Source organism: Pseudomonas sp. GW821-FHT02C04, from assembly GCF_059421845.1.
Genome location: NZ_JBWKVT010000002.1, coordinates 711,286 through 724,679 on the forward strand (window position 1 = coordinate 711,286; position 13,394 = coordinate 724,679).

Annotated in this window: 12 protein-coding genes and 1 pseudogene; 7 read left to right on the plus strand and 6 right to left on the minus strand. The window is 61.7% G+C overall.

The window, feature by feature from the left end:
- Positions 1 to 18: 18 nt before the first annotated feature.
- Positions 19 to 996 (minus strand): NADPH:quinone reductase, encoded by a 978-nt coding sequence (locus tag AC07VV_RS11405; protein WP_192559390.1) that lies wholly within the window; start codon positions 994 to 996, stop codon positions 19 to 21.
- A gap of 148 nt (positions 997 to 1,144) precedes the next feature.
- On the opposite strand from AC07VV_RS11405, the gene hemF reads away from it, so the two are divergent.
- Positions 1,145 to 2,059, plus strand: coding sequence for an oxygen-dependent coproporphyrinogen oxidase (gene hemF / locus AC07VV_RS11410; RefSeq protein WP_495036275.1), 915 nt, complete (start codon positions 1,145 to 1,147; stop codon positions 2,057 to 2,059).
- Between the two features lie 9 nt (positions 2,060 to 2,068).
- Entirely contained in the window at positions 2,069 to 2,890 is an 822-nt protein-coding gene (gene aroE, locus AC07VV_RS11415; protein ID WP_495036276.1) for a shikimate dehydrogenase, read from the plus strand.
- Positions 2,891 to 2,897: 7 nt separating this feature from the next.
- Here aroE and AC07VV_RS11420 read toward each other — a convergent pair whose 3' ends face one another.
- From AC07VV_RS11420 to betC, 3 genes are all read right to left on the minus strand, one after another.
- Positions 2,898 to 4,466: a SulP family inorganic anion transporter gene (locus AC07VV_RS11420; RefSeq protein WP_096822397.1), complete on the minus strand. Its 1,569-nt coding sequence runs from the start codon at positions 4,464 to 4,466 to the stop codon at positions 2,898 to 2,900.
- A gap of 93 nt (positions 4,467 to 4,559) precedes the next feature.
- Entirely contained in the window at positions 4,560 to 5,477 is a 918-nt protein-coding gene (gene choX / locus AC07VV_RS11425) for a choline ABC transporter substrate-binding protein (protein ID WP_495036277.1), read from the minus strand.
- Between the two features lie 16 nt (positions 5,478 to 5,493).
- Positions 5,494 to 7,008, minus strand: a complete 1,515-nt coding sequence (betC, locus tag AC07VV_RS11430; RefSeq protein ID WP_495036278.1) for a choline-sulfatase — start codon at positions 7,006 to 7,008, stop codon at positions 5,494 to 5,496.
- A gap of 114 nt (positions 7,009 to 7,122) precedes the next feature.
- On the opposite strand from betC, the gene AC07VV_RS11435 reads away from it, so the two are divergent.
- A complete protein-coding gene (locus AC07VV_RS11435) occupies positions 7,123 to 8,073 on the plus strand; it encodes a choline sulfate utilization transcriptional regulator (protein WP_495036279.1) in 951 nt (316 codons plus the stop codon).
- A gap of 22 nt (positions 8,074 to 8,095) precedes the next feature.
- Here the strand turns inward: AC07VV_RS11435 and AC07VV_RS11440 are convergent.
- Positions 8,096 to 8,200: pseudogene (locus AC07VV_RS11440) on the minus strand (NADH-flavin reductase); the annotation flags it as partial.
- A gap of 73 nt (positions 8,201 to 8,273) precedes the next feature.
- Between AC07VV_RS11440 and AC07VV_RS11445 the strand changes: the two are divergent.
- Entirely contained in the window at positions 8,274 to 8,600 is a 327-nt protein-coding gene (locus tag AC07VV_RS11445) for a DOPA 4,5-dioxygenase family protein (RefSeq protein WP_495036280.1), read from the plus strand.
- Here the strand turns inward: AC07VV_RS11445 and AC07VV_RS11450 are convergent, their stop codons facing one another.
- Positions 8,601 to 9,002 carry a GFA family protein gene (locus AC07VV_RS11450; RefSeq protein WP_495036281.1) on the minus strand — a complete coding sequence of 134 codons (402 nt, stop codon included), beginning with the start codon at positions 9,000 to 9,002 and terminating at the stop codon, positions 8,601 to 8,603. It lies immediately after the preceding gene.
- 323 nt (positions 9,003 to 9,325) lie between these two features.
- On the opposite strand from AC07VV_RS11450, the gene AC07VV_RS11455 reads away from it, so the two are divergent.
- The 3 genes from AC07VV_RS11455 (at position 9,326) to AC07VV_RS11465 (ending at position 13,343) form a co-directional block, all read left to right on the plus strand.
- On the plus strand, positions 9,326 to 10,633 hold the full coding sequence (locus AC07VV_RS11455) for a CitMHS family transporter (protein WP_096822403.1): 1,308 nt from the start codon (positions 9,326 to 9,328) through the stop codon (positions 10,631 to 10,633).
- A gap of 70 nt (positions 10,634 to 10,703) precedes the next feature.
- Positions 10,704 to 11,471 (plus strand): TerC family protein, encoded by a 768-nt coding sequence (locus AC07VV_RS11460; protein WP_096822404.1) that lies wholly within the window; start codon positions 10,704 to 10,706, stop codon positions 11,469 to 11,471.
- Between the two features lie 213 nt (positions 11,472 to 11,684).
- Complete coding sequence (locus AC07VV_RS11465; RefSeq protein ID WP_495036282.1) at positions 11,685 to 13,343, plus strand: Na/Pi cotransporter family protein; 1,659 nt, start codon at positions 11,685 to 11,687, stop codon at positions 13,341 to 13,343.
- The last annotated feature ends 51 nt before the right edge of the window (positions 13,344 to 13,394 follow it).

The window sequence follows — 13,394 nt, forward strand, 5'->3', positions numbered from 1 at the left end:
TGCCGGAGAAGTCTGTGGTCAGGGCAGCAGAACGGTGGAGCCGGTGGTGCGCCGCGCCGACAACTCGGTCTGCGCCTTCGCCGCATCCGCCAGCGCGTAACGCTGGCTGATATCCACTTTCAGCTTGCCGCTGGTGATCATCCCGAACAGCTCATCGGCCATGCGTTGCAGGTTTTCGGCGTTGTTGGCGTAGGTCGCCAGCGTTGGCCGGGTCACGTACAGCGAACCTTTCGCCGCCAGAATCCCAAGGTTCACGCCGTCCACGGCGCCGGACGCATTGCCGAAGCTCACCACCAGGCCACGGGGTGCTGCGCTGTCCAGGGAGGCCGGCCAGGTGTCCTTGCCGACGCCGTCGTAGACCACCGGGACTTTTTTCCCGTCGGTCAATTCCAGCACCCGCTGGGCGACGTTTTCATGGCTGTAATCGATGGTTGCCCAGGCGCCATGGGCCTTGGCCAGTTCGGCTTTCGCTGGCGAGCTGACGGTGCCGATCAGCTTCACCCCCAGCGCTTTCGCCCATTGGCAGGCCAGCAAACCGACGCCGCCGGCCGCTGCGTGGAACAGAATGGTTTCGCCGCCCTGCAGTTCATAGGTCTGACGCAGCAGGTACTGCACGGTCAGGCCCTTGAGCATCACCCCGGCAGCGGTTTCGAAGCTGATGGCGTCCGGCAGGTGCACCAGATTTGCCTCGGGCAAGACATGCACGTCGCTATAGGCGCCCAGCGGGCCGCTGCCATAAGCCACACGGTCACCGACCTTGAACCGGGTGACAGCGCTGCCCACCGCCTCGACGATGCCGGCGCCTTCCGAGCCTACGCCCGACGGCAATGCCGGTGGCGCGTACAGACCGCTGCGGTAGTAGGTGTCGATGAAGTTCAGGCCGATGGCCTTGTTGCTCACACGAACCTGCTGCGGGCCGGGCTCGGCGGGTTGATAGTCAACATACTCGAGCACTTCGGGGCCGCCATGGGCGCGGAACTGGATTCGCTTGGCCATCTGCCTACTCCTTGGGATGTTCTGAAAGGCCCCTATCGAACTCCCATGCTTGATCTTCGTCAACTGCGGCGTGCCGGCCTGCGATGGTATGCTACGCGCCCATTTGCGCGGGGCGCCGCGCAGTTACGCCCCGATCCAAGGTGATGCCATGACGACCCGCACCGACGCCGTAAAGGCCTATCTGCTCGACCTGCAAGACCGCATCTGCGCCGCGCTGGAAACTGAAGACAGCGGCACGCGCTTCGTCGAAGACGCCTGGAACCGTCCGGCCGGCGGTGGCGGTCGCACCCGGGTGATCGAGAACGGCACGGTCATCGAAAAGGGCGGCGTCAACTTTTCCCACGTCTTCGGCAGTGGCCTGCCACCGTCCGCCAGCGCCCATCGACCAGAACTGGCCGGCCGCGGTTTCGAAGCCCTCGGCGTGTCGCTGGTGATCCACCCGCACAACCCGCATGTGCCGACGTCCCACGCCAACGTGCGCTTTTTCATCGCCGAGAAGGACGGTGAAGAGCCGGTCTGGTGGTTCGGTGGCGGTTTCGACCTGACGCCGTACTACGGCAATGAAGAAGACTGCATCCACTGGCACCGCGTCGCCGAGCAGGCCTGCGCGCCGTTCGGCCCGGACGTCTATCCGCGCTACAAGGCCTGGTGCGACACCTATTTCCACATCAAGCACCGCCACGAACCACGGGGCATCGGCGGTCTGTTCTTCGATGACCTGAACGAGTGGGACTTCGACACCAGTTTCGCCTTCATGCGCGCCATCGGTGATGCGTACATCGACGCTTACCTGCCGATCGTGCAGCGCCGCAAGAACGATGCTTTCACCGCCAAGCAGCGCGAGTTCCAGGAATTCCGTCGCGGCCGCTACGTCGAGTTCAACCTGGTTTACGACCGTGGCACCCTGTTCGGCCTGCAATCGGGCGGGCGCACCGAGTCGATCCTGATGTCGCTGCCGCCGCAAGTGCGCTGGGCCTACGACTGGAAAGCCGAGCCGGGCAGCGAAGAAGCGCGGCTGACCGACTACTTCCTGCAAGATCGCGACTGGTTGGCCCAGGCCTGAGGATTTCTGATGGATCGTTATGTCGTTTTCGGTAACCCGATCGGCCACAGCAAATCGCCGATGATTCACAAGCTGTTCGCCGAACAGACCGGGCAGAGCCTCGACTACAGCACCCTTCTGGCACCGCTCGACGATTTTTCTGGCTGCGCCACGGCGTTTTTCCAGGAAGGTCGCGGCGCCAACGTGACCGTGCCGTTCAAGGAAGACGCCTATCGCCTGGCCAACAGCCTGACCGCCCGTGCCCAGCGCGCGGGCGCGGTGAACACCTTGAGCAAACTCGCCGACGGCAGCCTGCTCGGCGATAACACCGACGGTGCCGGGCTGGTGCGGGACCTGACGGTCAACGCCGGGTTCAGCCTCACCGGCAAACGCATTTTGCTGCTCGGCGCCGGTGGCGCGGTGCGCGGTGCACTAGAGCCGTTGCTGGCGGAGAAACCGGCCTCGGTGATCATCGCCAACCGCACGGTGGACAAGGCTGAGCTGCTGGCCGAACTGTTCTGCGACCTGGGGCCTGTCTCGGCCAGTGGTTTCGACTGGTTGCGTGAGCCGGTGGACGTGATCATCAACGCCACCTCCGCCAGCCTCACCGGCGACGTGCCGCCGATTGCCGCGAGCCTGATCGAGCCGGGCAAGACCCTTTGCTACGACATGATGTACGGCAAGGAACCGACCGCGTTCTGCCGCTGGGCCAGCGAGCATGGTGCGGGTGTGGTGATGGATGGCTTGGGCATGCTGGCGGAACAGGCGGCGGAAGCCTTCTTCCTGTGGCGCGGCGTTCGTCCGGATACGACGCCGGTTCTGGCTGAATTGCGTCGGCAGTTGGCGCTGTAAGGCGCCTTCAGTCCTCGAAGCGGATCGGGCATTTCTCCGGCCCTTCGAGTTTGCGCAATTCCTCCACCACCTGCGGTCGCGCCTGACGCAAGGTCAGGCTGCGATCCTGGCGCAGCAGGCGCCGGGCTTCCTGATGGAGCATTTCCACACCTGAATAGTCGATGAAGTTGATCTGCTGCGCCTCGATCACCACCCGCGCGCCGTGCATCCGTTGCAGGCGCACTTGCAGGTAGTGGCTGGCGCCGAAAAAGATCGAGCCGCCGACCCGCAGCACATCATCTTCGCCATCGCGCCAATGCTGCACTCTCGGCTGCGAAGTGCGCTTGAGGTAGAAAAACAGCGAGGCCAGCACACCGGCGTAAATCGCCGTCTGCAATTCCAGCAGCAACGTGGCGACGCAGGTCAGCCCCATCACCACGAACTCGGCCCGGCTGACCCGCAGCAATGCACGAATGCCGCGATGATCCACCAGCCCCCAGGCGATCAACAGAATGCTGCCGGCCATGGCCGGAATCGGAATGTGCGCAATCAACCCCGCACCGAAAATCGCGAACAGCGCCACCCACAACGCCGAAAACACTCCGGCCAGCGGCGAACAGGCCCCGGCCTCATAGCTCAGCCCGGAACGGGTGAACGAACCGGCGGACAACGATCCCGAAAAAAACGCCCCGACAATGTTCGAAAGCCCCTGTGCACGGACTTCCTGATTGGCATCCAGCAACTGTTGCGAGCGTGCGGCAATCGAGCGGGCAATCGACAGGCTGGTGACCAGCCCGAGCATGCCCACCGCCACGGCGCTGGGCAGCAGGCGCAGAACCAGATCCATATCCAGCGGTAATCCACTGAACGGCGGCAAGCGCCCGACAAAAGCGCTGACCAACTGAACATGGCCGAACATCGCCGGCCACAGCCACACCACCAGGCTGCCGAGTACCAGGGTCATCAACAGCGTCGGCCAACGCGGCAGCCATTGTTTGAGCAGCGCACCGATCACTACTGTGGCGACACCGAGGGCCAGCGACGGTTTATCCACAGCCCCGAGATGACGCAGCAAGTCCATCAGGCTGGCCAGCGCCGTCGCCTTGGCCGGCAGATCCAGCCCCAGCAGGTTCGGCAACTGGCCGATGGCAATCACCACCGCCGCCCCGAGGGTGAAGCCCAGCACCACCGAGTGCGAGACGAAATTCACCAGCGCGCCGAAGCGCAACAGGCCGAGCAACCACTGGAAAATCCCCGCGAGGAACGTCAGCAGCAGAATCAGGGTGATGTAGTCCTGCGATGCCGGCACGGCCAGTGGGCTGACACTGGCGAACAGCACAATCGAAATCGCCGCCGTCGGCCCGCAGATCAGGTGCCACGACGAGCCCCACAGGCAGGCGATCAGTACCGGGATGATCGCAGCATAGAGGCCGTATTCGGGTGGGAGGCCGGCGATCAGGGCGTAGGCAATCGATTGGGGCAACGCGAGAATCGCGCCGCTGAGTCCGACAACCAGGTCCCGCCCGACGCTGGCGCGGGTCTGCCGGGGCAGCCAGGTCAGGAAGGGAAACAGTGAGCGGCGGCTGGGGAGGGCCATGGATCCTCTCGGGTGAAATTTTGCGCATTGTACGCAGATCGTTCCCACGTCGAGACGTCGAACGCGCCTGTGTGGGAACGACCCGTGTGAGGGCTAGAGTTTCGCCTTGACGGCCGGCAATGCGTCTTTTCCATCCACGGTTTTCACACCATCGAGCCACTTATCCAACACCGCCGGATTCGCCTTGATCCACGCCTTCACCGCCTCCGCATTGCTGACCTTCTTGTTCACCACCTCGGCCATGATGCTGTTCTCCATCTCCTGAGTGAACGAAAGATTGGTCAGCAATTTACCCACATTCGGGCAGGCCTCGGCGTAGCCCTTGCGGGTCAGGGTGTAGACGCTGCCGGTGTCGCCGAAGTATTTCTCGCCGCCCTTGAGGTAATGCATTTTCAGCTGCACGTTCATCGGGTGCGGGGTCCAGCCGAGGAAGGTGACGAATTTCTGCTTTTTCACTGCCCGCGAGACTTCGGCCAGCATCGCCTGTTCGCTGGACTCGATCAGCTTCCACTGGCCGAGGTCGAAGTCGTTCTTCTTGATGATCTCTTGCAGCGAGATGTTCGCCGGCGCGCCAGAGCCGATGCCGTAGATCTTCTTATCGAACTTGTCCGCGAATTTGTTCAGGTCGGAAAAGTTATGCACACCCGCATCCCACACGTAATCCGGCACGGCCAGGGTGAATTCGGTGCCGTCGAGGTTCTTCGCCAGTTGCGTGACGTCGCCGGTGGCCACGAACTTGTCGTAGAAGCCCTGCTGCGCCGGCATCCAGTTGCCGAGGAACACGTCGACCTGGCCATCCTTCAAGCCGCCGAAGGTGATCGGCACCGCGAGCGTGTCGACCTTGGCCTTATAGCCCATGCCATCCAGCAGAAACCCGGTGATGGCGTTGGTCGCGGCGATGTCGCTCCAGCCGGGGTCGGCCATTTTCACTGTGTCGCAGCTCTCGGCGAACGCGGATGCGCTGCCCAGTGCCACCAGGCTGACCGTCACGATTGTGGATAACTTGACCATGGACTTCCCCTTAACGTTATTGGTTTTGGCAGGGTTGTGGATAACGGGCTTTGCGCTCCAGGTCATCGAGGTCGATGTGGTTGCGCATGTACTGCTGACTGGCGTCCACCAGGGGCTGGTGGTCCCAGCTCTTCAGCTTGCCGAGGGTCAGCGCCTCGGCGACGAAACGCCGGCGTCGCTGGCTTTCGAGCACATCGCGGTGGATCGCCGGGATGTCCCACTTGGCCCGCGCTTCGGCGAGAAAATCGTCGAACAGCTGGCGATGTTGCGGTGATTGGCTGAGTTCTTCTTGCTCCCGTGGGTCGTTATCCACATCGAAGAGTAGGCAAGGGTCGGTTTCGCTGTAGATAAATTTGAAGGTGCCACGCCGGATCATCATCAGCGGGCTGACGGTGCCTTCGGCCATGTATTCGCCGAACACTTCGTCATGACCGCCCTGCCCTTGCAGGTGCGACACCAGCGAGCGGCCGTCCAGCGGCAGGTTCGGCTCCAGGCTGCCGCCCGCCAGTTCCACGAAGGTCGGCAACAGGTCGGCGGTGGACACGGCGGCGCTGACGCGGCCCGAAGTGAACTGACCGGGCGCACTTATCAACAGGGGCACCCGGGCGGCCATTTCGAACCAGTGCATTTTGTACCAGAGCCCACGCTCGCCGAGCATGTCGCCATGGTCGCCGGAGAACACGATGATGGTGTCGTCCGTCAGCCCGCAATCGTCGAGGGTTTGCAGGAGTTTGCCGACGTTGGCGTCGATATAGCTGCACGCACCGAAATACGCCCGACGGGCATCGCGAATCTTATCCACAGGCAGCGGTTTGTCCCACAGGTCGTAGACCTTGAGCAAACGCTGGGAGTGCGGGTCGAGTGCATGCGGATCCGGCGTTGTCGGAAGCGGGATATCCGCATCGTCGTACAAATCCCAGAACGCCTTGGGAATTGTGTACGGGTCGTGTGGGTGAGTCATCGACACGGTCAGGCAGAACGGCTGGTCGCCGTCCTCGCGAATGTGATCGAACAGGTATTGCTGCGCCTTGAACACCACCTCTTCGTCGAAATCGAGCTGGTTGGTGCGTACGCAGGGTCCGGCCTGCAACACCGAAGACATGTTGTGATACCAACTCGGCCGCACGTCCGGCTCGTCCCAGTTCACCGCCCAGCCGTAATCGGCCGGATAGATGTCGCTGGTCAGGCGTTCTTCGTAGCCGTGCAGTTGATCCGGCCCGCAGAAGTGCATCTTGCCCGACAGCGCGGTGCGGTAACCGAGGCGGCGGAGATAATGGGCGTAGGTCGGAATGTCGGCGGGGAAATCGGCGGCGTTGTCGTAGGCGCCGATCTTGCTCGGCAATTGGCCGCTGACCAGGGTGAAACGCGACGGCGCACACAGCGGGCTATTGCAGTACGCGGCATCGAACACCACGCCTTGTTCGGCGAGGCGGCTGAGGTTCGGCAGTTTGATCGGCGACGGGCCGTAGAACGGCAACATTGGCGCGGCCATTTGATCGGCCATGATGAAGAGAATGTTCTTGCGCTTCATGTGATCGCGGCATTCCATAGTGAATATTTATGCGACATTGCTGCGATCGAGCATGGATTCCCCGCAATATCCGGTAAAGCCCGCGCCGGACAATGACTAGGATAAGCACAGCTTATGTATGACGCCCTCGGTGATTTGTCGCTCGACCTGCTGCGCGCCTTCGAGGCGGCGGCCCGTCATCGCAGTTTTACTGCGGCGGCGGTGGAGCTCGGGACCACCCAACCGGCCATCAGTCAGCAAATCAAACGGCTGGAGGAACAGCTCGGGACGCGGCTGTTCGACCGGATCTACCGAGGCATTGAGCTGACCGAGGTCGGTTCAATTCTTTTCGAGCAAGTCACTCTCGGTTTGCAGAATATCGACGCAGGATTGAGCGCGATCAGCGCACAACAGCAACATGAAGTGCTGCAGGTCGCCACCGATTTCGCCTTCGCTGCGTACTGGCTGATGCCGCGTCTGCATCGTTTTCACGAAGCCAATCCGCAGGTCGATGTCAGCCTGGTCACCAGCGAGCGCAATCACAATATGCTGCGCCCGGATATCGACGTTGCCGTGCTGTTCGGCGACGGTCGCTTCAAACAGGGCGAAAGTCACTGGCTGTTCAGCGAAGAAGTGTTCCCGGTATGCAGCCCGCAATTGCTCAAGGATCGCGCCCGGCCCTTGCCGGCCCAGGCCTTGCTGGAGTTTCCGCTGCTGCATCTGCGTGGCGAGAACAGCAGCAACTGGTTCGACTGGAGCGGCCTGTTCCGCGAGCTCGGCATCAATACGCCGCCGGCGCCGGGGCAACTGCGTTTCGATAACTACACCTTGCTGATCCAGGCGGCGATTGGCGGTCAGGGTGTGGCCATCGGCTGGCGGCACCTTGTGGATAACTTGCTGGCGCAAGGTTTGTTGTGCCGGCCGATTGCCGAGACCACTCTCTCCCGCCTCGGTTATTACGTGGTGCTGCCGCAGCGCAAACGCCGAGGGGCATTGATTCAGCAGTTTGTCGATTGGTTGATGGCCGAGCAGGCCAGCAGCGCGCAGTCGCTGACGGGAATGGGGTTGCCTTCGATCGCGGTGTGATCAGGCGTCCGACGCTGCAACAAAGCTCACGTGTTCGCCCAGCACGTTCAGCCATCAACGCACTGCCCAGGCTACTCATGGCACCATAGAGCACCACTTTCACCACTGGGGTTTCGGCATTTTTCATGGCTGAGGTCCCTTTGTTTTCCCTTGTAGGGCGTGTGACATACGAGGGTTCGAACCGATTCAGAGGGTTTGCGATGCAGACGATCAAGGGTTATCACGCCCACGTTTATTACGACGCCAGCACGATCGAACAGGCGCGGGCGCTGTGTGAGCAGGCGGCGGCGTTGTTTCCATTGAAGATGGGCCGTGTGCATGAACGCCCGGTCGGCCCGCACCCGGACTGGAGCTGCCAACTGGCCTTCGGCCCGGAGCTGATCGGCGACGTGCTGCCGTGGCTGGCGCTCAATCGCAAGGGATTGGTGGTGTTTCTGCACCCGGACACCGGCGATGACTTGCTCGATCACACCGAGTATGCGATCTGGATGGGCGCGATGCGGCCGCTGGATCTGTCTATTTTTTAATCAGATGGTTTCTTCAGGCTCGCCAGGTAAATGCTCGTCCAGATGCAGCCACGGCAACTGGCTGTCAGTCCAGATGTGCCGCTCGGCGGCGGCTTGTTCCGGGTGATCCAGGGTGGCGATCGTCAGATCGATGCTCTCGGGGCTGAGCAACGTCACCAGCGCCAGTTGTGCGCCGCAATTCGGGCAGAAGAACCGTGCGCAACTCGTCGAGGAGTCGTAGCGCGAAGGTGTCCCGGCCAGCCACTGGAAGTTCGCCGCCGGCAGCGTGATCCAGGTGGTGACGATGCCACCGCTGACCCGCCGGCAAATCGAGCAATGACAGTGGGCGATGTCCTGCAGCGCTCCGCTGAACTGATAGCGGATATGTCCGCAATGGCAGCCGCCGCTGTGCAATTCACTCATCGTCTCGCCCTCCCGTTCCCGTGTTCATTGACTCTAGTCGTATCCGACGGCCGGTTGACCATTCGCCCAAAGCTTTCAGCGGCGAAAGGTAGCTGAAAGGTTCCCCGATTAGGATCGCCGCCACTACCGGCAACAGACCGGTTGGCCAACGTGTGTGATTGCTCGCACGTCAGGCCCAATTAACAACAACAATGGTGATTCTGATGTCCTCTGTTACCCGCCTCCTCGCTCCAACTCCGCCCGTACGTCTCGTGCTTCCCGTTCTGCGCTGATCTCGCCCGATCCGCTCACTTACCTAGCCGCGCTACGCCTGGAGTATTCCCATGCTGACTTTCCTTGGCTTTGCCATGGTCATCACGTTCATGTTCCTGATCATGACCAAGCGCCTGTCTGCGCTGATCGCTCTGATCATCATCCCGATCCTGTTCGCCCTGTTCGGTGGTTTCGCGCCGAAGATCGGCCCGATGATGCTCGAAGGTATTACCAAGCTTGCGCCGACCGGCGTGATGCTGATGTTCGCCATTCTGTATTTCGCCCTGATGATCGACTCCGGCCTGTTCGACCCGGCCGTGCGCAAGATCCTCAAACTGGTCAAGGGCGACCCGCTGAAAGTTTCGGTCGGCACCGCCGTACTGGCGCTCGTCGTTTCCCTCGATGGTGACGGCGCGACCACTTACATGATCTGCGTGGCCGCCATGCTGCCGCTCTACAGCCGCATCGGCATGAGCCCGCGGATCATGGCCGGTCTGATCATCCTCGCCGGCGGCGTGATGAACATGACCCCCTGGGGCGGCCCGACCGCCCGTGCCGCCAGTGCGCTGCACGTGGACCCGTCGGACATCTTCGTGCCAATGATCCCGGCGATGGCTGCCGGTGTGGTGGCGATCCTGATCATTGCCTACTTCTACGGCAAACGTGAACGTGCGCGTCTGGGTGAACTGCACCTGATCGGCGACGAAATCGATCACAGCGAAATCAGCGTGTCGCAATTCCCGGATGCCCGTCGTCCGAAGCTGATCTGGTTCAACGGCCTGCTGACCCTGGCGCTGATGTGCACTCTGATCGCCGGCCTGCTGCCGCTGCCTGTGCTGTTCATGGTGGCGTTCAGTATTGCAATGATCGTCAACTACCCTTGCCTGCAACAGCAGAAAGACCGCGTCGCGGCTCACGCCGGCAGCGTGCTGTCGGTGGTCAGTCTGATCTTCGCGGCGGGCATCTTCACCGGTATCCTGTCGGGCACCGGCATGGTCGATGCCATGTCGAAAAGCCTGCTGGCGGTGATCCCTGATTTCCTCGGCCCGTACCTGGCGGTGATCACGGCGCTGGTGAGCATGCCGTTCACGTTCTTCATGTCGAACGACGCGTTCTACTACGGCGTGTTGCCGGTGTTGTCCGAAGCGGCCAGCCATTACGGCATCACTGCGGTGGAAATGGCCCGTGCCTCGATTGTCGGCCAGCCGGTTCACCTGCTGAGCCCACTGGTGCCGTCGACGTATCTGCTGGTCGCACTGGCCGGGATCGAGTTCGGCGATCACCAACGTTTCACCCTGAAGTGGGCAGTGCTGGTTTGCCTGTGCATACTGGTCGCAGCCTTGCTGTTGGGGACTTTCCCGCTGTTCAGCACTTTGTAACGGCATCAACTCAACCAAACGCCAGCTGTCTGCTGGCGTCTTGGTTTAACACACGCTCAAAGGAATACACATGGAATGGCTGACCAACCCTGAGATCTGGGTTGCCTTCTTTACCCTGACCGCCCTGGAAATCGTTCTGGGCATCGATAACATCATCATGATTTCGATCCTGGTCAGCCGCATGCCCAAACACATGCAGCAGCGCACCCGGATCTTCGGTCTTGGCCTGGCCATGATCACGCGGATCCTGTTGCTGCTGTCGATCACCTGGGTCATGCGCCTGACCGCCGACCTGTTCGTGGTGTTCGGCCAGGGCATTTCCGGACGTGACCTGATCCTGTTCTTCGGTGGCCTGTTCCTGCTGTGGAAAAGCTCCCAGGAGATGTACCACGCGCTGGAAGGTGAAGACGAAAGCGACGACACGCCTGGCGGCAAGGGCGGTAACTTCCTCTACACCATCATCCAGATCGCGATCATCGACATCGTGTTCTCGCTGGACTCGGTGATCACCGCTGTCGGCATGGTGTCCCATGTGCCGGTCATGGTCGCGGCAATCATCGTGGCGGTGCTGGTGATGATGCTGGCCTCGGGCAAGATCAGCGAGTTCATCGACAAGCACCCGTCGCTGAAAATGCTCGCGCTGTCGTTCCTGCTGGTGGTCGGCACCGTGCTGATCGCCGAAGCGTTCGACGTGCATGTACCGAAGGGCTACGTCTACTTCGCCATGGCGTTCTCGCTGGCGGTCGAAGCGATCAACATCAAGCTGCGCGGCGCGATGGCCAAGAAGAAACAACAGCAGGATCCGGTGAAACTGCGCAAGGATATCCCGGGTCAGTAACCCGAACGCTGCGCAAAAGATCAAAGGGCCTTCGGGCCCTTTTTTCATGGCCGCATGAAGCTGTTTTCATGACGCTTTTGTTTCAATCCGCACTTTAGCTGTGCAATGCTGGCGCCCGGACCGTTAGCCAACTACAGCTTAAGAACAACACGTAGAAACTGCGCGGTATCGTCAACTTGCCCCTTTGGGGCGCTGCAACTACAGGGGGTCTGCATGCTCACCCTGCTCAATTTGCTTTCTGCCGTGGCCCTGCTGATCTGGGGCACGCACATCGTTCGAACCGGCATCCTGCGGGTGTACGGCACCAATCTGCGCCATGTGATCGGCCAGAACATGTCCAGGCGCTGGCTGGCCTTCATCGCCGGTATCCTCGTGACCGCGATGGTGCAGAGCAGCAACGCCACCGCCATGCTCGTGACCTCCTTCGTCGGCCAGGGCCTGATGGCGTTGACCCCGGCCCTGGTGACCATGCTCGGGGCCGACGTCGGTACGGCGCTGATGGCGCGGGTGCTGACGTTCGATCTGTCATGGCTGTCGCCGCTGCTGATTTTCCTCGGGGTGATTTTCTTTCTGTCGCGCAAACAGACGCGGCTCGGGCAGATGGGCCGCGTGGCCATCGGGCTGGGGCTGATCATTCTGGCGCTGCAATTGATCGTCGAGGCCGCCGGGCCGATCACGCACGCAAAAGGCGTGAAGGTGATCTTCGCTTCGCTGACCGGCGACATCCTGCTCGACGCCCTGGTCGGCGCGTTGTTCGCGATGATTTCCTACTCAAGCCTCGCCGCCGTGCTGCTGACCGCGACGCTGGCCGGCGCCAATGTGATCAGCCTGCCGGTGGCGATCGGTCTGGTGATTGGCGCCAACATCGGCAGCGGCGTGCTGGCGTTCATGAGCACCAGCATGCAGAACGCCGCCGGCCGGCAAGTGGCGCTGGGCAGTCTGTTGTACAAGTTGATCGGCCTGTTGCTGATCATTCCGGTGCTCGACCCACTGGTGCACTGGATCGACAGCCTGGATTTCAGTCCGCAGGAAATGGTCATCGGCTTCCACCTGCTCTACAACACCGTGCGCTGCCTGATCCTGGTGCCAACCGTCGCGCCCATGGCGCGGCTGTGCGCCTGGCTGCTGCCGGAGCGGCCGGAAATCAACGGCACCGCCAAGCCACGTCATCTCGACCCGACAGCGCTGGTCACACCGAGCCTGGCGCTGGCCAACGCCGCCCGGGAAACCCTGCGCATGGGTGATCTGATCGACAACATGCTCGACGCGACCCTCGATGTACTGCGCGGCAAACAGACTGCCGTCACCATGGAAATGCGCAAGCTGACCGATGACGTCGAAGCGCTGTACAGCGCGATCAAGCTGTATCTGGCGCAAATGCCCCGTGAAGATCTTGGCGAGCAGGACAGTCGGCGCTGGGCGGAAATCATCGAGCTGGCGATCAACCTCAAACTTGCCAGCGACCTGATCGAACGCATGCTGCGCAAGGTGCAGCAGCAGAAGACCTCCCAGCGCCGCTCGTTTTCCGAGGACGGGCTGGAAGAACTGGCCGGGCTGCACAGCCAGTTGATCTCCAATCTGCGGCTGGGGCTGTCGGTGTTCCTCAGCGGTGACAAGGAAAGCGCCCGCCAGTTGCTGCGCGAGAAACGCCGCTTTCGCGCGCAGGAGCGGCGTCTGGCCCATGCGCATGTCAGCCGTTTGCAACGCAAGATCGTGCAAAGTATCGAGACCAGTTCGCTGCACCTGGAGTTGATTGCCGACATGAAACGCTTGAACTCGCTGTTCTGCAGCAGCGCCTACGCGGTGCTGGAAACCGCCGATACCGGAGCGCTCGAGACCGACGATATGGCGGACATCACGCATTCGCCTTGAACGTCTGGGGCTGTGGTCAGTCAGTAACTCAAGGTTCAGCCTCACGGCCGG